This is a genomic window from Streptomyces sp. NPDC079167 (genome assembly GCF_040686735.1).
Lineage (GTDB): Bacteria > Actinomycetota > Actinomycetes > Streptomycetales > Streptomycetaceae > Streptomyces.
The window spans coordinates 370,522-388,953 of the sequence record NZ_JBFBLO010000002.1 but is presented as its reverse complement, the minus strand read 5'-3'; the positions used below and the strand labels follow the sequence as shown (position 1 = coordinate 388,953).

Below are 18,432 nucleotides of genomic sequence, written 5' to 3'. Positions count from 1 at the left end.
GCTGCTGGGCATGGCGAAACGGGGCCCGTACGAAAAGGGCGAGGCGAAGCGCACCGAGATCCTGCAGGCGGCTCTGGAGATCTTCGCCACCGAGGGATACCGGGGCACCTCGCTGCGCAAGGTGGCCGCGAAGTGCAGCCTCAGCCTGCCCGGTCTGATGCACTACTTCAGCTCCAAGGAGGACCTGCTCACCCAGGTCCTCCGGATGCGCGACGAGACCGCCCGGGCGCGGCAGGACGAACGCACCAGCCCGGAGAGCTACCGCGAGATCATCCGGGAGGGGGCGAAGACCCCCGGTCTGGTGGAGCTGTTCGTCTCCATGGCGGCGGCGGCCGGCGACCCGGAGCACCCGGCGCACGCGCACTTCGCGGAGCGCTATCCGGTCCTGCGTGAGCGCGTCGCCGGCTACGTCCAGGCGCGGATGGACGAGGGGCGGATGACCACGGAGATCCCCGCCGACCGGCTGGCGGTGCTGCTGCTCGCGGTGGCCGACGGCATCCAGCTCCAGTGGCTCATCGACCGTACGACGGACATGGAGCAGCCGATCGACGACATCATGCGGTTGCTCGCGATCGGTACGGCGAGCTGAGAGGGGCGTGGGTGCCGCCGGCACCCACGCCCTCCGCCAGGACTCCTGCCGGTGTCAGGCCGGGGAGGGGAGTCCCGCCGCTTCCCCGGCCGCCGCCGTCCACGGCACCCAGCGCGGGTCGGGGCCGGCCGACGGCTCCCAGGTCATCGCGGTGCAGACGTAACCGACCGCGAGTCCGCTCTCCGGGTGGGCCATCCCGAGGCGGCCGCCCGCGCCGGCGTGCCCGAAGGAGCCCGCGCCCAGCAGGGGCTCGCCGGGGCGGGGCAGTTCGAAGCCGAGCCCGAAACGGGAGCGGTCGGGGCCGTCGAACCGGTGCAGCGGCGCGGGCTGCGGCAGATGGTCGGTGTGCGGGGCGCGCGCCAGGTCCAGGGTCCGGGGTGACAGCAGCCGTATGCCGTCGACGCGGCCTACGAGTGCGGCGTACAGCCGGGAGAGGGACCGGGCGTTCCCGATGCCGCCGGCGGCCGGTATCCCGGCGGCCCGTCCCTCCCTTCGGCCCAACGCCTCGATCACACCGGCCACTTCGGCGGCCGAGGCCCGCAGTGCGGTGCCGAGCGGGTGGTCCGGCGCCAGGCCGAGCCCGGCGACAGCCGAGGCGATCCGTTCGGCAGTGGGCGGCGGGCCGGCGATCTGAGGTACGAACCGGTGTTCCTCCCGCTGCGGCAGACCGATCCACAGATCCAGCCCGAGGGGCCCGGCCACCTCGTCGGCGAACAGCCGGCCGATGCTCCGCCCCGACACCCGGCGGACGACCTCTCCGACCAGATGCCCGTAGGTCAGCGCGTGGTAGAGGAACGCCGACCCCGGTTGCCACACGGGTCGCATCGCCGCGAGCGCGCGGGTCCGCGCCGCGGTGTCGAGCAGGCCGGGCAGGGGTGTCCCGCCCGGGTCGGTGGTGAACGCGGGGAGGCCCGCCCGGTGGGCGAGCAGGTCGGCGACCGTGGTGTCCGCCTTGCCCGAGGCCGCGAACTCCGGCCAGGAGCGGGCGACCGGTGCGTCCAGGTCCAGGACGCCCCGCTCGCTGAGGAGGTGGGCGCAGACGGCCACCAGGGCTTTGGAGACCGACATCAGGACGCCGACGGAGTCCGGACCGAACGGCCGGGGGCCCGGGACCCCCGCACCCGGGACCCCCGTACCCGGCTGCGGGGAGACGGCGGGCGCCGCCCCCGTGGACCACAGGTCCACGACCAGCCGGCCGTGGTGGTGCACGGCCAGCTGGGCGTGACCGGGATCGTGCGCCTGGCCCTGCGCGAAGGCATCCCGTACCGCCTCCCAGCCCGGCCGCACGCTTCCGTCCACCGTCGGGCGTCCTGTCATCTCACGCGTCCCCGGCGGGCGTGCCGGCCGCTGCCAGGGCCGTCAGCTCCGCCACCCCTTCGGGGCCCACGGGGCTCTGCGGAAACTCGGCGACCACCTCCAGCGGCATGCCGGAGAGGAACCGCGCCATCGTCGGGTTCTCCATGGCGCCGGCGGCCGCTCCCGCCGCGGCCCTGGCGGCCATGAACCTCTCCATCAGCAGCGGGCCCCCGACGGGGTGGTCCAGCCATTCCGCGATCGTGCTGCGGCCGCTCAGCGCCACGCCCGACGGGTCGCCCTCCACACTGATCACCGCCGACCCGCGGATGTCCCGGGAGGAGGAGCCGGCCTCGATGCCGTAGTCACCGCCCTCGACCCGCCAGGCGGACTCGCGTGCGCTGTAGTAGGCGAGTTCGCCGCGCGGAATCACCACGGCGACCTCACGGCTCTCCCCGGGGGCCAGGTTCACGGACACGAAGCCGCGCAGCTCCCTCGGAGGGCGGGCGACCGTGGACCCGGCGGGTCCGGTGCTGTAGATCTGGACCACTTCGCGTCCGGGGCGCCGGCCCGTGTTGGTGACGGTGACGCTCACGGAGAAGGCGTCACCGTCCCGCTCGGCCCGCAGGCCGGAGTACGCGAAGGACGTGTACGAGAGGCCGTGGCCGAAGGGGAAGGCGACCTCGCGTGCCGCGGCGTCGTAGCCCCGGTACCCGACGAAGACGCCCTCGCCGTAGCGGACACGCCCTTCCTCCCCCGGGAAGGAGAGGTGGCTCGGTGAGTCCTCCAGGCGCAGCGGGACGGTCTCGGCCAGCTTGCCCGACGGGTTGACGGAGCCGAAGAGCACCCGGGCGAGCGCGCCGCCGCCGGCCTGGCCGAGCAGCCAGCCCTCGACCAGGGCGGGAACGGTGGCGTGCCAGGGCGCGGTGCGCACCACACCGCCGTTGGAGAGCACGGCCACCACCCGCGGGTTCGCCGCGACCAGCCGCTCCAGCAGCAGGATCTGGCCCTCGGGCAGGTCGATGTGGGCGCGGTCGAACCCTTCGGACTCGTCGGCGGCCGACAGGCCCAGGAAGACGACGACGGTGTCGCAGGCTGCCGCCAGGCGCACGGCCTCGTCAGCCAGGGCCCCGGCCGTCTCCGCCACCTCGCCGCCGGGGGCCGGATAGCCGGGGGCGAAGTCCACGCGGGCACCGTCGGCCAGTTCACGCAGCTCGTCCAGGGGTGTGTCGAGCCGGGTCGGGGTGACCTGCGAGCTGCCCGCGCCCTGGTAGCGCGGCGTGCGTGCCAGCTCGCCGATGACCGCCACGCTGCCGCCCGACGGGTCGAGCGGCAGGATGTCCCGCTCGTTCCTGAGGAGGACGACGCACCGGTCGGCGGCCTCCCCGGCGAGGTGGTGGTGCTCGTCGGCCGACATCCGGGGCCCGTTCCGGACGCCCTCGTCGGCTCGGACGCCCTCGTCGGCCCGCCGGGCGAAGAGGGCCAGCCTCTCCACGGAGGTGTCCAGCACCGACTCGTCGAGTTCTCCCGCCCTCACCGCCGCGACGACTTCGGCGTCCGTGCGTCCGTGGGTGCCCGGCATCTGGAGATCGAGTCCGGCGCGGAGAGCGGCGACCCGGTCGCGTACGGCGCCCCAGTCCGACATGACGACACCGTCGAAGCCCCACTCGGTACGCAGGATGCCGGTGAGCAGCCGGGAGTTCTCGGACAGGAGCGTGCCGTTCACCGCGTTGTAGGAGCACATGACGGACCAGGGGCGGTCGCGGCGGACGATGCGTTCGAAGGCCCGCAGATAGATCTCGCGCAGGGGGCGCTCGTCGACGTCGGCGCTGACGCGCATGCGGTCGGTCTCCTGGTTGTTCGCCGCGTAGTGCTTGAGCGCGGCGCCGACGCCCGACTCCTGGAGCCCTCGGACCATCGCGCCGCCCATCTCGGCAGTGAGCAGCGGGTCCTCGGAGAAGTACTCGAAATTCCGCCCGCACAACGGCGACCGCTTGATGTTGATGCCCGGGCCGAGCAGGACGCGGACCCCGTGCGAGGCGGCCTCGTCGGCGAGCGCACCCGCCACCCGGTGGGCGAGCTCCGGGTCCCAGCTGCTGCCCAGCGCGACGGCGGGCGGATAGCAGGTGGCCGGGGCGGCGCTGTGCAGATCGACCTGGCCCCCGTCGCCGCTCTCCTTGGGGAGCCGCAGACCGTGCGGGCCGTCGGACATGGTGACGGCGGGGATGCCCGCCTCCGGTGCGGCCGTCGTGACGAAGTCACCGGCGCCGCTGGTCAGGGACGCCTTCTCGATGAGGGAGAGCCGCGGAGCGGCCGGGGGAGGAGGGGTCTGCTGGGTCATGCGGCACCTAACGGGTCGGGGCGGGAGGGGTGGTGGGGCGGCGGCCGGCCGGGCGGTGCCCGGTCCCGGGGACCGGACGATCTGAAAACCGTAAATTGATCGGTTTTAGACGTCAAGAGGTCGCGGCGTGCGTCAGTCGTACGGCGGGCACGCGGTGCGCGAGCCCCTGCGCGACCCCTTGACGGCTAGAAACCGTTCAACGTACGGTTTTCGCGCTCGAGCCGCGCCGCTCCGGGACAGTGCAGTGCACAGCGTCCTGAGGCCGCGCCTCCTTTCCCTGAACGAAACGAGGAACGGTCATGTCCCCTGCCAGTCAGCCCTCTTCACGGGCCGGGCTCTCCGGCCGCGCCCGTCGGGCGGTGCGCGTCCCGCTCGCCGCACTCACCGTCATCGCAGCGCTGGCCGCCTCCGCCGGAGCGGCCTCCGCCGGCCCCGTGGAACGCCCGGGCGCGAGTGCCGAGGAGGCCGTCCGGTACGTCGCGCTGGGCGACTCCTTCAGCTCCGGTCCCGGCATACCCGACCGGACCGACGCGACCTGCGGCCGCTCGTCCAGGAACTACCCGTCCCTGATCGCGGCTGAGCTCGGCGCCGCCTCGTTCACCGACGCCACCTGTGCCGGAGCCGACACGAGCCATATGACGAACCCGCAGGCGGCGGTGGCTCCCCAGCTCGACGCCCTGCGGCCCGACACGACGCTGGTCACCCTCGGTATCGGCGGTAACGACCTCGACCTGGCCGGCATCCTCACGCGCTGCGTCATCCTCGGCCAAGTCGTCCCGTACGGCGCTCCCTGCAAGAGCAGCTACACCCTGCTCGGCACCGACGAGATCGGCTCCCGCATCGCGTCCACGGCTCCGAAGGTCGCGGCGGTGCTCGCGGAGATCCACGGCAGGTCGCCAGAGGCGCGGGTGCTGGTGGTCGGATACCCCGCGATCCTCCCCGACGACGGGACGGCCTGCCGCTCCACGGTGTCCCTCGCGACCGGCGACTTCCCGTGGATCAGGGACAAGGAGAAGCAGCTCAACTCGATGCTCGCGCAGCAGGCGGGGGAGCGGCGGGACGTGTACGTCGACGCGTACGCACCCTCCGTCGGGCACGACGCGTGCAAGCCGGCCGGCGTCCGCTGGATCGAGCCCGAGGACACGGCGGAGGCGGCCGGCTTCCACCCCAACGCCGCCGGACACAGAAGCACGGCCGATGCCGCACTCGCGACGCTCACGCGCTGACGGGGGCGTCCCTCCCCGGGCCGTCGTCGGGGTCGAGGCCGAGCCGGGCCAGGAACGCGCGCACCAGCGCCTCCATCGGCACGGCCTCGGGCTCCAGCAGCCACTGGGTCTGCAGCCCGTCCATCAGGGCGAGCAACTGGACGGCCACCACGCCGGGTTCCACGTCGGCGGGGGAACCGCTCTCGGCCTGGAGCGCCCCGACGAGTCCGGTCAGTTCCGCCCTGACGACGCGGTAGCGCTCCCTGAAGTAGTGGTGGGCGGGATGGCCGGGGTCGGTCGCCTCGGCGGACAGCTTCGTGTACAGCGCGACCATGCCGTGCGTCCTGCTGTTGCGCACCACCAGGTCGACCAGGCCGCGCAGCCGGTCGGACGCCTGCGCCGGTGTCCCCGGCCGGACGATGTCGGGGAAGACGGTCTGCGCGTCCGTGCGGTCCCGCCGCGCAAGGACCTCGAGGAGCATGGCCTCCTTGCCGGGGAAGTGGTGGAGCAGCCCCGCGTGGGTCATCCCGGCGTGCGCGGCGATGTCGCGCAGCGAGACCGCGTTGAAGCCGGTGCGGGAGAAGAGCTCCGTCGCCGAGTCGAGGATGCGGGCGCGGGTGCGCTCGCCCTTCGTCAGGCGCTGCGGGACGTCCTCGGGTCGGTCACTCAACTCGGCGGCCTCCTGCCGTCATGGGGCAGCCGTCCACCCCGCCGCTCGCCGGGCCGGCCCCGAAGGCGGTCCGCCGCGACTGTCCTGACCTGCGGGTTCGTCATGCTGCCCAGGAATTTACCAGGCGAGCGAACTCGCGCCGTAAAAACCTACCAACTGGTTAATTCCGTGTGTAGGCTCACCGCCACTCTCACCCGGGACGTTCTTCCCCGGCCCTCCAGACGGAGCGAATCTCATGAGCAGAACCACTCGAAGCGGGGCTCTCGCCGCCGCCCTGGCGCTGTCCCTCGCCCTCGCGGGATGCGCGGACTCGGGCACCAAGGGCTCCGGCGGCTCGCAGCTGGACATCGCCACGCTGACCTTCCCGCAGAGCCTGGACCCGGCGCACGCCGTGGGCAGCGCGCTGCCGTTCTTCCAGGCCACCTACGACACCCTGGTCAAGCGGGAGCCGAACGGTGACTTCAGCCCGATGCTCGCGACGGAGTGGACGTACAACGAGGACGCCACCGAGCTCGCCCTCACCCTGCGCGAGGACGTGAAGTTCGCCGACGGCACGGCCTTCGACGCGGCGGCCGTCAAGGCGAACATGGAGCACTTCAAGAAGGGCGGCGGGGCGGACGCGAAGTGGCTGAACGGCCTGGAAGCCGTCGAGGTCGTGGACCCCACCCATGTGACTCTCCAACTCCAGCAGGCCGACCCGGCCATGCTCTTCTACCTGAGTGACGCGGCGGGTCTGATGGCGAACCCCGCCAAGCTCGCCAAGGCCGACAGCCTCAAGACAACGCCGGACGGCACGGGCCCCTACCGCCTCGTCAAGGCGAAGACGACCATCGGGACCAAGTGGGTCTACGAGCGGAACAAGGACTACTGGGGCGAGAAGGCACCGTACGAGAACCTCGCGATCAGCTTCTTCGACAACGAGACGGCGATCGTCAACGGCATCAGGACCGGCCAGGTCAACGCGGCCCTCCTGCAGAGCGCGGACCAGCAGATCAGCATCGAGTCCGACCCCCGGATGAAGACGACGAAGCAGGAGTTCGACTTCCAGGGGCTGCTGCTGTTCGACCGCGCGGGCGCGCTGACCCCCGCGCTCAAGGACCCCCGGGTCCGCCAGGCGCTCAACCTCGTGATCGACCGCGACACGATGCTCTCCACCATCCGGCAGAAGCGGGGCACGGTCACGGGCCAGGTCTTCGGCCCCGACACCGAGGGCTACGACCCGAAGCTGGACACCTACTGGTCCCACGACCCGGCGAAGGCCAAGAGCCTGCTGAAGGCCGCGGGTTATGCCAAGGGCTTCGAACTGAAGCTCCCCCGGATCTCCGCGATCGTCAACGACGCCCTGGCGGCGTCGCTCGTCACCGACCTCAAGGCCATCGGCATCACGCTGGTCTGGGACGACCTCGACGGCAGCTCGGCCGTCCAGAAGGTGTTCACCGACCGCGCCTACTCCGGCATGGTCATGAACATCGGGCAGTCCTCGTCCGACTGGGTCGTCGTCAACGAGCTGGTGACTCCCGGTGCCTTCAACATGTTCGGCACCACCGACGCCACCGTGCGGAAGCTGATACCGCGAATCCAGACCGGCACCGGCGCGGAGGCGAAGCAGGCGGCGACTGCGCTCAACACGCACCTCGTCGAGGAGGGCTGGTTCGTGCCCTTCTACCGGATGACCTACCTGCACGTCTCGGACGGCACGGTGAAGATCACCCCGCAGTCCGGCATGGCCGTCCCGTCGATCTACAACTACGCCCCCGCCTCATGACGGCCCGCCGGGGGCGTTCCGTGAGGCGGGACCGCCCCCGGCGGCCGGCCACGCACAGCCGAGTGCCGAACAGATACCGAGTGCCATGCTGAACTTCATCGCCCGAAGGATCGCGGCGGGGGCTGTGCTCCTGGTCGTCATCTCCCTCCTCTCCTACCTGCTGCTGTCGGTCTCGGACGCGGACGTCGGCAGACAACTCCTCGGCCAGGGCGCCGACCAGGCGGCCGTCGACGCCAAGAACGCCTCGCTCGGCCTGGACCGGCCCGTCCTCGCGCAGTACGCCGACTGGCTGGCGCACGCCGTCCGCGGTGACCTGGGCACCTCATGGTTCACCAGTGAGGACGTCGGGACCGCGGTCGCCGGCAGACTGCCGGTCACCGCGAGCCTCACCCTCGGAGTCACCCTCGTCACCACCGTCGTGTCCTTCCTGCTCGGCGTGTGGGCGGGCGTCCGGCGCGGGGCGGCCGACCGCTTCGTGCAGATCCTCGGGGTCGTCGGGTACGCCCTGCCGGGGTTCCTCGTCACCCTGGTGATCGTCCTCGTCTTCGCGGTCAATCTGAATTGGTTCCCGGCGATCGGATACACCCCGTTCACCGAGTCGCCCAGCGGCTGGCTGTCCACCGTCACACTGCCGGTCCTGTCCCTCGCGGTCGCCTCCGTCGCGGGGGTCTCGCAGCAGGTCCGGGGCGCGGTCGTCGACGTACTGCGCCAGGACTACGTCCGTACGCTGCGCGCACGCGGACTGCCCACCTCCCGGATCGTGTTCCGGCACGTCCTGCGCAACGCCTCCGCGCCGGCGCTCTCCGTCCTCGGCATGCAGTTCGTCGGCCTGCTCGGCGGCGCGGTGCTCGTGGAACAGATCTTCGGGCTCCCCGGCATCGGAAGCATGACCGTCACCTACACCACCCGCGGTGACATCCCCGTGATCATGGCGCTGGTCATGTTCACCGTGATCGGTGTCGTCCTGATCAATCTCCTGGTCGACACCATGATCGGCTGGCTCAACCCGAAGGCGAGGGCCGCATGAGCGAGAACCTCCCGGCCGGCGCGGCTGCCGCGCCCCACCCGTCCGCACCGGACCCCACCCGGGCCGGCGGCAGTCTGCGCAGGCTCCTGCGCAACCCGCTCGGCGCGATCTCCGCAGGGGTGCTCCTCCTGCTCGTCGCCGGGGTCGTCCTCGCGCCCCTGCTCGCACCGCAGGCCCCGGACGTCTCCTCGCTCGGCGACGCGTTCGCGGCGCCCGACGGCGCGCACCCCATGGGAATGGACTCCGCCGGACGGGACATCCTCTCGCGCATCCTGTACGGCGGACGCAACACACTGGGCGGAGCGGTGGTCGCCCTGGCGATCGCACTCGCCCTGGGTGTGCCGTCCGGCCTGTACGCCGGTTACTACGGCGGCCGTTTCGACTCCGTCGCCAACTGGGCCGTCAACCTCGTCATGGCACTGCCCGCGATGGTGGTGCTCCTGGCCTCCCGCGCCATCCTCGGCCCCAACGTCTGGGTGCTGATGATCGTGCTCGGGGTGCTCGTGGCCCCCGCCTTCTTCCGTCTGGTCCGCGGCATCGTCGCCAACGTCCGCAAGGAGCTGTACGTCGACGCCGCGAAGGTGTCAGGTCTGTCCGACACCCGGATCGTCGCCCGGCACATCCTGATCGTCGTCCGCGGCCCCCTCATCATCCAGGTGGCGCTCGTCGCCGGCATCGCCATCGGGCTCCAGGCGGGGCTGGAGTTCCTCGGCGTCGGCAGCGGCTCGGCGGCGACCTGGGGGGCGATGCTCAACGAGGCGTTCCAGAACATCCAGCGCGCGCCCCTGCTCATCCTCTGGCCCGGACTGGCCCTCGGCCTGACCAACGGCAGCCTCGTCCTGCTCGCCGGGGCGCTGCGCGACGTGCTGGAGGACCGCGGCGGCGAGCCGGCCCGGCGGCGCCGCGAGAGGCCCCGCCCCGGCGCGGAAGGGCCCGCGCCGGTCGCGGACAGGCCGTCGGAACCGGGCGCGCTCCTCTCGGTCCGCGGCCTCACCGTCGCCTACGCCCGCCCGGACGGGACGGGCAAGGAAGTGGTGCACGGCATCGACCTCGATGTGCGTCCCGGCGAAATCGTGGGCCTGGTCGGGGAGTCCGGCTCCGGGAAGACCCAGACGGCCTTCTCCGCGCTCGGAATCCTGCCCGAGGGCGGGCGGATCACATCGGGAAGCGTCATGATCAAGGGCCAGGAGGTCGTCGGACTGCCCGAGCGCGCCCACCGCGCGCTGAGGGGAGGCACCGTGGCGTACGTCCCGCAGGAACCCATGAGCAATCTCGACCCCGCCTTCACCATCGGCAGCCAGCTCATGGAACCCATGCGGCACGTCCTCGGCATCTCGCGGAAGGAGGCCGCCGGCCGGGCTCTCGACCTGCTGCGCCTGGTGGAGATCCCCGATCCCGCGCGGACGATGAGGCTGTACCCGCACGAGATCTCCGGCGGCATGGCCCAGCGCGTCCTGATCGCGGGCGCCATGTCGTGCGACCCGGAGCTCCTCATCGCCGACGAGCCCACCACCGCGCTGGACGTCCGGGTCCAGGCCGAGATACTCGGTCTGCTGCGCAGACTCCAGCAGGACCGCGGTCTGGGCGTACTCCTGGTGACCCACAACCTCGGCGTCGTGGCGGACCTCTGCGACCGCGTCGCCGTGATGAGCGACGGCAGGATCCTCGAGACCGGAACGACCGGCCAGGTCCTCAGCTACCCCCGGAACCCCTACACCCGGACCCTGCTCGGCGCGGTCCTCGACGAGGCCCCGGTCCGGGCGCCCTGGCAGCCCCGAGAGGCGAGGAGGACCACCGCATGACCAGCACCGCCACCACCGGGACGACCGCACGCGACGCCCTGCTGCGGATCAGGGACCTCCGGGTCTCCTATCCGGGCAAGGGATGGCGCGCCCCGCGCACCGACATCCTCAAGGGGGTCTCCCTCGACATCCGGCCGGGCGAGACCCTGGGACTGGTCGGCGAGTCGGGCTCGGGCAAGACGACGATCGGGCGCGCCGTCCTCGGGCTCGTACCGGCCCGCTCCGGCAGCATCACCTTCGACGGTGAGCGCATCGACACGGCGAGGACCGCGCGCCGCCGTGAGCTCAGCCGTGACCTCCAGGTCGTCTTCCAGGATCCGTACACCTCGCTGAACCCCTCACGCACCGTCGGGGACACGCTCGGCGAGCCCCTCCTCGGGCACGGTACGAGCGCGCGGGAGGCACGGGGCCGGGTGGGCGACCTCCTGGAGCGGGTCCACCTTCCGCCGGACGCGGCGAGCCGGCTGCCCCGGGAGTTCTCGGGCGGCCAGCGTCAACGCGTCGCCATCGCACGCGCGCTGGCGCTGCGCCCCCGGCTCGTGATCTGCGACGAACCGGTGTCCGCTCTCGACCTGACCACCCAGCGCACTGTTCTCGAACTGCTGCTGGAGATCCAGGAGGAGACGGGCGTCGCCTACCTCTTCGTCACCCACGACCTCTCCGTCGTGCGCTTCATGAGCCACCGGGTGGAGGTGATCAAGGACGGCGCCCTCGTGGAGACGGGCGATGCCCACGACGTCACCACCGCCCCCCGGCACCCCTACACCAGGGCCCTCATGCTGTCCGCTCCCGTGGCCGACGTCGCGGAGCAGCGGCGCCGCAGGGAGGCCGCCGCCGCTCTCGGCGGGGGAGGTGCCGCGCCGGCCGGCGACGGCGGCTGACGTGCGGCGCGGGACCGTCCCGTCGGTACGGTGAACGGGCTCCGGGGGGAGCCCGTTCACCGGGTCTCGGTGACATCCAGGAAGCCGAGCGCGTCGACCAGCGCGCCCAGGTCGAGTTCCGGACCGCGCCGCAGGGAGCCGAGCTTGTCGTCATTCCTGGGGAGATCGGAAACGGGCGGTGCGGCCACCGAACTCCCGGCGGCCTTGCGTACGGCCCGGAGCAGGTCGGCGGGATCGGCGGTCTTCGCCGACGTGGCCAGGCGTTCGGCGGCCTCCAGGAGGATGCTGCGGGCAAGCTCCCCGTCGTTCTCCAGTGCGTCGAGCGAGACGGCGGCCGTGAGCCAGCGGTCGTCGCCGACGGCCTGGCTCACCAGCTCGGTGAGCAGCTCGTGGCGGGTGACCGGAGGGCGGGCGAGGGTGGGGTGCATGGACAGGTCCTTCCGGGTGCGCGGCGGATGGAGCGGGCAGGTCGGGCGGTGCGGGCAGGTCGCAGAGGGTGGTGCGGGGCGGAGGCCGCGCGGAGACGGTCAGCCCGCCGCCGGCCACGGTGCGGGGGCCGACCACCGTGCGGGGGCCGCCTCCGGGAGCGGCGGGAAGGCGAAACCGGTCGGAGCCAGCGGCTCGGGACGCTCGGGGATGCCCGCCGAGAGCAGGTACACGGCGAACTCCTCGTCCGGGTCGACACCGAGGAACCGTTCCACCTCGCTGTCGGCGAACGCGACCGTCTGGAAGGGACCGAGGCCCAGCGCGGTGGCGGTCACGGCGAAGGTCCGGCCGTAGTGGTCGGCGTCGTGCATCCACCGCCGGTAGGCGTGGGGGTGGCGGTACTTCCAGGCCAGCCGGTCCGCGACAGCTGTGGCGAAGACGGTGAACGCGCCCTCGTAGGTGGGCTCCTGGTGGTACGTCAGCTCCGCTACGCGTTCGCGGGAGGCCTCAGTGCCGAGCAGCTCCAGGGCATGTCGGGCGGCCGAGTAGTGGTAGAGGCCGGGCCGGACCCCCTCGACGTCGTAGGCCACGACATACGCCTCGACCTCGTGCCGGCCGCCGGCCGGGGAGCCGGCCCCGCCCCGCCGGGTGCCGGAAGGGCCGCCGTGGAGGGAGCGGTGCGGGGCGAAGCTGTGGAAGAGCAGCGTGCCGAGCTGGTCGAGCGAGACCGGGGCGCCGCTGAATCTGCGGTGGCCGCGCCGTGCGGTGAAGGCCGGCCCGACCGGCGCGGCCAGGCGCAGCGGCCGGCGCGGCAGCATCACGACGGGGTGGCCGGGGTACTCCTTGTAGACACCCGGGGAACCGTCCTCGCCCACCAGGTCCTCCGCGAGCTCCACGCGGGCGGGGGAGTGCACGAGGCGCTCGGCGCCCCGCGGCTCGGAGGGGGGACGCCCGGCGACGGTGTCCCGGTGATCCCGCAGGGCAGGAGCCTCCTCGTACGGCACCAGTACGCCCAGTTCCGTCAGGGTCCCCACGGCGTCGCGGACCCGGTCGTGCTCCTCGGCGGGAAACCGCCTCGCCAGCTCGTCCGTGTCGGTCCCCTCGCCGGCTTTCGAAAGGAGGTCGAGAAGACCGGGGGTGATTTCGATCCAGCGCCGCTCCCCGGGAATTCCCATGCGCAACCCGTCCGGATGCCAGCTACAGACCAGGTGATCCCGGCGGCGGACCTTCATGGTGGAATCTCCTTTTCTGTTTCCTGGACGCACGGGGGCGTTGCGGCGGAAGGTGCTTGTCGCTCCGGCGGGTCGCGCCCGGCTGCTGGACGGACTCCGTCCAGCAGCCGGAACGCCTGCCACCCAGGCCCCTCGTCAGTCGTGCGGGGGAAATTCCCTGCCTCCGTCGAATGACCGGACCGGCGAGGCGAGTTCTCCGCGTTGATGCAATGACATCACTCTGCGGACGCCGGGTACATACATTTCCGGAGGTGTTCTGTGTGCCATCAGAATTCCTGAACCCGTATCAGTGATTCGAAATGCTAACTTTCCTTCGTCCTACGGGAAATGAATGCGAAGGCGAGCACGGCGGCCAGCGCGGACACCCCGGCCACCACCCACAGACCGGTGTGGATACCCACGTTGAACGCGGCGCTGACCGCCTCCGTGACCTCGGGCGTGGAACGGCCTGCGCTGTTGCCGCCTTCCCGCGCCACGGCCACGACCTGTGTGGCGACCTCCGGCGGCACATGCGCGGTGTCGAGCCGGTCCGGCAGCGCGCCGATGAACCGTACGGCGAGCACCGAGCCCAGGACGGCGGTGGCGAGCACGGAGCCGACCTGACGGAAGGCGGTCACCGCGTTGGAGGCCGCGCCCATCTGGGCCGGCTCCGCCACGGCGAAGGCCGCCGCGGTCGACGGGGCGACCACGAGCCCGCTGCCCAGGCCGAGCAGCGCCAGGCCGACGCCCGTGATCGCGTACGAGCTGTCGGGCTGCTGCCGGACCAGGACGACCGCCGCCACAGCCGTGACCAGGGAGCCCACGGCGAGCAGCCGGGCGGGCCCGACCTTGGTCGCGATCCGCTGCGCCACCAGCGTGGACAGGACGAACGCGACCATCGCGGGCAGCAGCTTGAGGCCGGTGGCCATGGGCTCGGCACCCTGGACCCGCTGCAGGAACAGCACTTCGAGGAAGACGACGCCGACGAAGGTGAAGAGCGCGCTCGCCGCCACCACCAGTGTGGCGGACAGCGGGACCGAAGCCATCATGCGTACGTCCAGCATGGGCACCGGCGCCCGCCGTTCGACCAGGACCAGCGCGGTCAGGGCGACCACCGCGACCACCAGGGTGGTCACCACCACCGGGTCGCCGTAGCCCTCGCGGCCGCCGACCGCGATCCCGTACACCAGCGTGCCGAGGCCGACGACGGACAGGAACTGGCCCGGCAGGTCGAGGGCGCGGTCGGGGACCTTCGTCTCCTTGACCGCGTAGAGGGTGACGGCCACCGTCACCACCGCGAGCGGGGCGTTCACCAGATACACCGCCGGCCAGTCGAACCGGTCCAGCAGCGCGCCGCCGAGCAGCGGGCCCACGGCGAGGCCGACGCCGGACATGGACACCCAGATGGTGATGTAGCGCAGCATGCGCGGCAGATCGACGAAGAACGTCGTGGTGATGATGGCGAGTGACGTCGGCAGTACCAGTGCGCCGCCGACCCCGCTGATCGCACGGCCGACGAGCACTTGCGGGAAGCCGCTCGCGGTCGCCACCACGAGTGAGCCCGCGGCGAGAGCCACCACTCCGACGACGAACACCCGGCGCCGGCCGAAGCGTTCGCCCAGTGCGCCACCGGAGAGCACACAGGCGGCCACGACCAGGGTGTAGGTGCTCGACACCCAGCTCAGGTCGGCGGGGGCGACGTGCATGTCCACCTGGAGGGCGCGCAGCGTCGAGATCGCCGCCGTCACCTCGATGAAGGACATGAACAGCCCGAGGCAGGCGGCGGTCAGTACCAGCCCGCCGCGCGGGATCACCGGCTTCGGAGGCGTGTCGGAGGGGGCCTGTCCCGTGACGGCGCTCATCGGCCCGCCTCCTTGTCGGCGAGCCGCTTCACCGCGTCGTCCCAGCCGGCGGGCAGGCTCGCGCGGTCCGCCGGGTAGAAGACGAACACGGAACGGGCCATCACCTTGCGGAGCCGGCCGACGATGCCCTTGTGCGGGTCCGAGCGGGAGAACGTGTCCAGCGCCTCCTGGTCGCTCCACGCCGACAGGGTCCAGAAGGTCTTCTTCAGCGGCTCGGCCCGCAGCGAGGCGCCGATGACGCCGGGCGCCGACCGCACCTGCTTCCAGACCACGAGTGACAGCAGGAAGAAGCGGGGGACGTGGAGCAGCGAGCTGACCTGAAGCTTGGACGCCATGACCACGGCTTGGCCGGAGTCGGCGGTCGCTTCGTCGGCGGCTGCCCCTGGCATCCAGGGAATGGTGGGCATGGAAGCCTCTCCTCTACAACGACATGACACAGGGCTCTGGGGGGCAGGGTTACCTGCCTCCTACAAGAGCCCACCCTGGCCTCGATCCGGACAGTCACGAAGGATGAACTTCGGATGCTGCGCGGAGTTGGCCGGATAGCGGCTAAGAGCGCAGAGACGTTCGAATCCGGACACCGTTCTTTCAGCCCATCGGATCTTCCGATGGACGGTCGGGCATCCCCGATCCGGTGATTGACCCCCTGCGGCGGCCGACCTACGTTTCTGGCCATGCCGGCCCCGCCGCCGGCACACCGTTCACCTCGCCGTCGTCACACCCCGACGTGGCAGCGACGCCGCCGTCACACCGGCCGTCGACGCCGCGACGGGGCAGAGGCGAACTCTCCGCCCCAGAGGTCTCACTCCTCTGCGCCCCAGCCGTCGTCGCGCCGCGCGACCGGTTCCACGAGTACCGCTCACGCCGAAGGGCTGCCTGCCATGACCACCCGTGTCGCTGTCGTCGGTGCCGGCATATCCGGACTGTCCGCCGCCCACCACCTGCCGGACGACGTCGAAGTCACCGTGTACGAGAAGGACGACCGGCCCGGAGGTCACGCGCTGACCGTCGAGGTCGAGGAGGAGGACGGCCGGACCATCGGCATCGACACCGCCTTCGTGGTTTTCAACTCCCGTACCTATCCGCAGATCACCGCGTTCTTCGAGGAGATCGGCGCCCCCGCCCTGGACCACACGGGCGGGTTCGACTTCTTCGACCTCGACCGTGGCCTCGACTACGGGACGACCGAGTTCGAACTGACCGAGGAGGAGATAGCCCAGCGCTATCCGGCCGACTTCCTCACCCTGTGGCGGGACGCCGAGCGCTTCCACCGCGAGGCGCCGCGCGACTTCCTGCGCAAGCGCACCGACATGGCGCTCGGTGAGTACCTGAGCAGGGGCGGCTACTCCGACGCCTTCAAGTACGGCTACGTCGTACTGCTCGCCACAGCCGTCTGGTCGGTCCCCGCCGAGCTCATCTGGGAGATGCCCGCCACGACCGTCATCGCCTTCTTCATGTCCCACGACCCGGGCGGCCTCGGTGGCCGCACGGTCAACTGGAAGACGGTGTCCGGCGGAAGCATCGAGTACGTCCGCCGGGTCGTCGCCGGCATCCACGGCAAGGTCCGCACCTCGAGCCCGGTGACCCGGGTCCGCGAGGAGGCAGACGGCGTGGTCATCGGCACGGCCGACGGCGAGGAGCGCTACGACTACGCGGTCCTGGCCTCGCACGCCGACCAGACGCTCGCGATGCTCGAACAGCCGAGCGCACTCCAGGCCGACATCCTCGGCAAGGTCCGCTACAGCTCCACCAGCGCCGTCCTGCACACCGACCCGGCCGCCATGCCGCCGGACCGCGCGCGCTGGCAGAGCTGGAACTACGGGCTCAAGACCGTGGACGGGCGCACCCGCACCTGGGTCGCGTACTACATGAACTCGCTCCAGGGCTTCACCGCGAACAAGGACTACTTCGTCACGCTCGACTCGCCCATCGTCCCCCGGGACGAGCTCGTCATCCGCGAGCTGCCGTTCACCCACCCGATCATCGACCTGGACGTGCGCACCATGCAGCGCACCATCTACTCCGTCAACGAGACGGGACGCGTCAAGCTCGCCGGTTCGTACTTCCATTCCCCGAAGATCGGCCACGACCTCATCGGGTCGCACGAGGCCGGCTTCGTCTCGGGGCTGAAGGCCGCCGAGTCCATCACCCGTGATCTCCGCCCCCACGCCCTCAAGAAGTGAATCGAGGTACTCCCATGCAGACTGTCACCGCTACGGAAGCACAGGCCTGGCTGGTCGAGAAGCTGGCCGTCCGCCTGGAGGTCGAGCCCTCCGAGATCGACGTCGAACGCTACTTCGACGAGTTCGACCTCGACTCGACCGAGGCCCTCATCCTCGCCGGCGAGCTGGAGAAGTGGCTCGGCTTCGAACTGGAGGCGACCGCCCTCTGGTACCACCCGACCGTGGCCGCGCTCTCCGAGCACATAGCCGAGGAGAGCGCGAACCATGTCGCAGCGGCCTGACCCGTCCGCACCCCGCCCCGTACTGCGCACCCTGCGGGACGCGGGCGAGGACGCGGCCCACCGGATCTGCGCCGTCCACCCGGGCGCGCTCGCGGCCGGTGAGTGGGAGGCGCTCGCCGGGCAGCTGCCCGAGGACACCGCCCTGTACCTGCTCGACCTAGGCAACGTCCCCGAGTTCCTCGCCGCGGCCCTCGACCCCCGCGCACCCGTCGTGTCCGTCGGGGCGCTGGCGGCCCGCTGCCTCGACGAACTCGCCGCTGCGGGCGCCGACTCCGCGCCGTTCTCGCTCGTCGGCTGGTCCTTCGGCGGCGTCGTCGCCTACGAGATCGCCACCCGGCTCGAAGCGGCCGGGCGCGGCGCCGTCCTGCGGGACCTCGTCCTGCTCGACAGCATCGCACCCGTCCCCGCCTTCAAGCGCACCGACGAGCTGCTCGACGCCTCGATGCTCCTCGACTGGTTCGCGATGTACCTCGGGGCGAAGCGCCGCAGCCCCCTCACCGTGAGCGTCCCGTCCCTCGCCGCACCCGAGGACGGCCTGCCCCAGGTGCTCGACGCCGCCGTCGAGCAGGGGCTCCTGCCGCGGGGCACCGAACTCGCCGGACTGCGCAAGCTGTACGCCGCCTACCAGGGCGGCCTGTCCCGCAACAACCGCTGCACCGCCCCCTACGAGCCGGGCCCCGTCGAGCGCCCCCTCACTCTCGTCAAGCCCGAGCGCTCACTGCTGCCCGACAGCGGTGACCTCGGCTGGGGCAGCCTCAGCGCACATCCCGTACGACAGGTGGCCGTCCCGGGCGACCACTACACGATGCTCCGGGACCCCGAGGCCGTGAGCGCGCTCGCCGGACTGCTGGCCGGCTCCGCCGTCGTCTGAACACATCCCGCGGAACCCGCGCCCT

The 18,432-nt window shown here is 71.7% G+C and carries 16 protein-coding genes; 9 read left to right on the top strand and 7 right to left on the bottom strand.

The features are described 5' to 3' along the window. The first annotated feature begins 10 nt into the window (after positions 1–10). Positions 11–589: a TetR/AcrR family transcriptional regulator gene (locus AB0P41_RS05875; RefSeq protein ID WP_365930337.1), complete on the top strand. Its 579-nt coding sequence runs from the start codon at positions 11–13 to the stop codon at positions 587–589. A gap of 54 nt (positions 590–643) precedes the next feature. Here AB0P41_RS05875 and AB0P41_RS05870 read toward each other — a convergent pair whose 3' ends face one another. Further along, positions 644–1,906: a serine hydrolase domain-containing protein gene (locus AB0P41_RS05870; protein ID WP_365930336.1), complete on the bottom strand. Its 1,263-nt coding sequence runs from the start codon at positions 1,904–1,906 to the stop codon at positions 644–646. Position 1,907: 1 nt separating this feature from the next. Then, on the bottom strand, positions 1,908–4,223 hold the full coding sequence (locus tag AB0P41_RS05865) for a glycoside hydrolase family 3 C-terminal domain-containing protein (protein WP_365930334.1): 2,316 nt from the start codon (positions 4,221–4,223) through the stop codon (positions 1,908–1,910). Between the two features lie 299 nt (positions 4,224–4,522). Between AB0P41_RS05865 and AB0P41_RS05860 the strand changes: the two genes are divergently transcribed. After that, positions 4,523–5,449 (top strand): SGNH/GDSL hydrolase family protein, encoded by a 927-nt coding sequence (locus AB0P41_RS05860; RefSeq protein WP_365930332.1) that lies wholly within the window; start codon positions 4,523–4,525, stop codon positions 5,447–5,449. Here AB0P41_RS05860 and AB0P41_RS05855 read toward each other — a convergent pair. Further along, positions 5,439–6,098: a TetR/AcrR family transcriptional regulator gene (locus AB0P41_RS05855; protein WP_356714403.1), complete on the bottom strand. Its 660-nt coding sequence runs from the start codon at positions 6,096–6,098 to the stop codon at positions 5,439–5,441. The two genes, AB0P41_RS05860 and AB0P41_RS05855, sit on opposite strands and share 11 nt — an antisense overlap. A gap of 235 nt (positions 6,099–6,333) precedes the next feature. Here AB0P41_RS05855 and AB0P41_RS05850 point away from each other — a divergent pair, with 235 nt between their 5' ends. From AB0P41_RS05850 to AB0P41_RS05835, 4 genes are all read left to right on the top strand, one after another. After that, positions 6,334–7,863, top strand: a complete 1,530-nt coding sequence (locus AB0P41_RS05850; RefSeq protein ID WP_365930330.1) for an ABC transporter substrate-binding protein — start codon at positions 6,334–6,336, stop codon at positions 7,861–7,863. An 85-nt stretch (positions 7,864–7,948) separates the two neighbouring features. Beyond that, positions 7,949–8,890: an ABC transporter permease gene (locus tag AB0P41_RS05845; protein WP_356714401.1), complete on the top strand. Its 942-nt coding sequence runs from the start codon at positions 7,949–7,951 to the stop codon at positions 8,888–8,890. Then, the gene (locus AB0P41_RS05840; protein WP_365930328.1) at positions 8,887–10,692 is read left to right on the top strand and encodes a dipeptide/oligopeptide/nickel ABC transporter permease/ATP-binding protein; all 1,806 of its coding nucleotides are present in this window, start codon (positions 8,887–8,889) and stop codon (positions 10,690–10,692) included. The genes AB0P41_RS05845 and AB0P41_RS05840 overlap by 4 nt, the downstream gene beginning before the upstream one ends. Next, complete coding sequence (locus AB0P41_RS05835; protein WP_365930326.1) at positions 10,689–11,573, top strand: ATP-binding cassette domain-containing protein; 885 nt, start codon at positions 10,689–10,691, stop codon at positions 11,571–11,573. The genes AB0P41_RS05840 and AB0P41_RS05835 overlap by 4 nt, the downstream gene beginning before the upstream one ends. A gap of 56 nt (positions 11,574–11,629) precedes the next feature. Here the strand turns inward: AB0P41_RS05835 and AB0P41_RS05830 are convergent, their stop codons facing one another. The 4 genes from AB0P41_RS05830 to AB0P41_RS05815 form a co-directional block, all read right to left on the bottom strand. Beyond that, positions 11,630–12,001 (bottom strand): hypothetical protein, encoded by a 372-nt coding sequence (locus AB0P41_RS05830; RefSeq protein ID WP_365930324.1) that lies wholly within the window; start codon positions 11,999–12,001, stop codon positions 11,630–11,632. A gap of 99 nt (positions 12,002–12,100) precedes the next feature. Next, a complete protein-coding gene (locus tag AB0P41_RS05825; RefSeq protein WP_365930322.1) occupies positions 12,101–13,174 on the bottom strand; it encodes a SagB/ThcOx family dehydrogenase in 1,074 nt (357 codons plus the stop codon). A 359-nt stretch (positions 13,175–13,533) separates the two neighbouring features. Next, complete coding sequence (locus AB0P41_RS05820; RefSeq protein ID WP_365930321.1) at positions 13,534–15,072, bottom strand: MFS transporter; 1,539 nt, start codon at positions 15,070–15,072, stop codon at positions 13,534–13,536. Beyond that, positions 15,069–15,479 (bottom strand): DUF3291 domain-containing protein, encoded by a 411-nt coding sequence (locus AB0P41_RS05815; RefSeq protein ID WP_356714395.1) that lies wholly within the window; start codon positions 15,477–15,479, stop codon positions 15,069–15,071. The genes AB0P41_RS05820 and AB0P41_RS05815 overlap by 4 nt, the downstream gene beginning before the upstream one ends. A 474-nt stretch (positions 15,480–15,953) precedes the next feature. On the opposite strand from AB0P41_RS05815, the gene AB0P41_RS05810 reads away from it, so the two are divergent. From AB0P41_RS05810 to AB0P41_RS05800, 3 genes are read left to right on the top strand one after another with little or no spacing between them, the layout of a single operon-like run. Next, entirely contained in the window at positions 15,954–17,255 is a 1,302-nt protein-coding gene (locus AB0P41_RS05810) for an FAD-dependent oxidoreductase (RefSeq protein ID WP_356714394.1), read from the top strand. 14 nt (positions 17,256–17,269) lie between these two features. Next, positions 17,270–17,536: an acyl carrier protein gene (locus tag AB0P41_RS05805; RefSeq protein WP_356714393.1), complete on the top strand. Its 267-nt coding sequence runs from the start codon at positions 17,270–17,272 to the stop codon at positions 17,534–17,536. Continuing rightward, positions 17,520–18,407, top strand: a complete 888-nt coding sequence (locus AB0P41_RS05800) for an alpha/beta fold hydrolase (RefSeq protein WP_356714392.1) — start codon at positions 17,520–17,522, stop codon at positions 18,405–18,407. The genes AB0P41_RS05805 and AB0P41_RS05800 overlap by 17 nt, the downstream gene beginning before the upstream one ends. The last annotated feature ends 25 nt before the right edge of the window (positions 18,408–18,432 follow it).

Coding starts and splice junctions, on each gene's coding strand:
- AB0P41_RS05820 (WP_365930321.1), bottom strand. CDS start 15,072: ATGAGCGCCGTCACGGGACAGGCCCCCTCCGACACGCCTCCGAAGCCG.
- AB0P41_RS05860 (WP_365930332.1), top strand. CDS start 4,523: ATGTCCCCTGCCAGTCAGCCCTCTTCACGGGCCGGGCTCTCCGGCCGC.
- AB0P41_RS05845 (WP_356714401.1), top strand. CDS start 7,949: ATGCTGAACTTCATCGCCCGAAGGATCGCGGCGGGGGCTGTGCTCCTG.
- AB0P41_RS05830 (WP_365930324.1), bottom strand. CDS start 12,001: ATGCACCCCACCCTCGCCCGCCCTCCGGTCACCCGCCACGAGCTGCTC.
- AB0P41_RS05835 (WP_365930326.1), top strand. CDS start 10,689: ATGACCAGCACCGCCACCACCGGGACGACCGCACGCGACGCCCTGCTG.
- AB0P41_RS05815 (WP_356714395.1), bottom strand. CDS start 15,479: ATGCCCACCATTCCCTGGATGCCAGGGGCAGCCGCCGACGAAGCGACC.
- AB0P41_RS05875 (WP_365930337.1), top strand. CDS start 11: ATGGCGAAACGGGGCCCGTACGAAAAGGGCGAGGCGAAGCGCACCGAG.
- AB0P41_RS05865 (WP_365930334.1), bottom strand. CDS start 4,223: ATGACCCAGCAGACCCCTCCTCCCCCGGCCGCTCCGCGGCTCTCCCTC.
- AB0P41_RS05870 (WP_365930336.1), bottom strand. CDS start 1,906: ATGACAGGACGCCCGACGGTGGACGGAAGCGTGCGGCCGGGCTGGGAG.
- AB0P41_RS05800 (WP_356714392.1), top strand. CDS start 17,520: ATGTCGCAGCGGCCTGACCCGTCCGCACCCCGCCCCGTACTGCGCACC.
- AB0P41_RS05840 (WP_365930328.1), top strand. CDS start 8,887: ATGAGCGAGAACCTCCCGGCCGGCGCGGCTGCCGCGCCCCACCCGTCC.
- AB0P41_RS05810 (WP_356714394.1), top strand. CDS start 15,954: ATGACCACCCGTGTCGCTGTCGTCGGTGCCGGCATATCCGGACTGTCC.
- AB0P41_RS05825 (WP_365930322.1), bottom strand. CDS start 13,174: ATGGGAATTCCCGGGGAGCGGCGCTGGATCGAAATCACCCCCGGTCTT.
- AB0P41_RS05805 (WP_356714393.1), top strand. CDS start 17,270: ATGCAGACTGTCACCGCTACGGAAGCACAGGCCTGGCTGGTCGAGAAG.
- AB0P41_RS05850 (WP_365930330.1), top strand. CDS start 6,334: ATGAGCAGAACCACTCGAAGCGGGGCTCTCGCCGCCGCCCTGGCGCTG.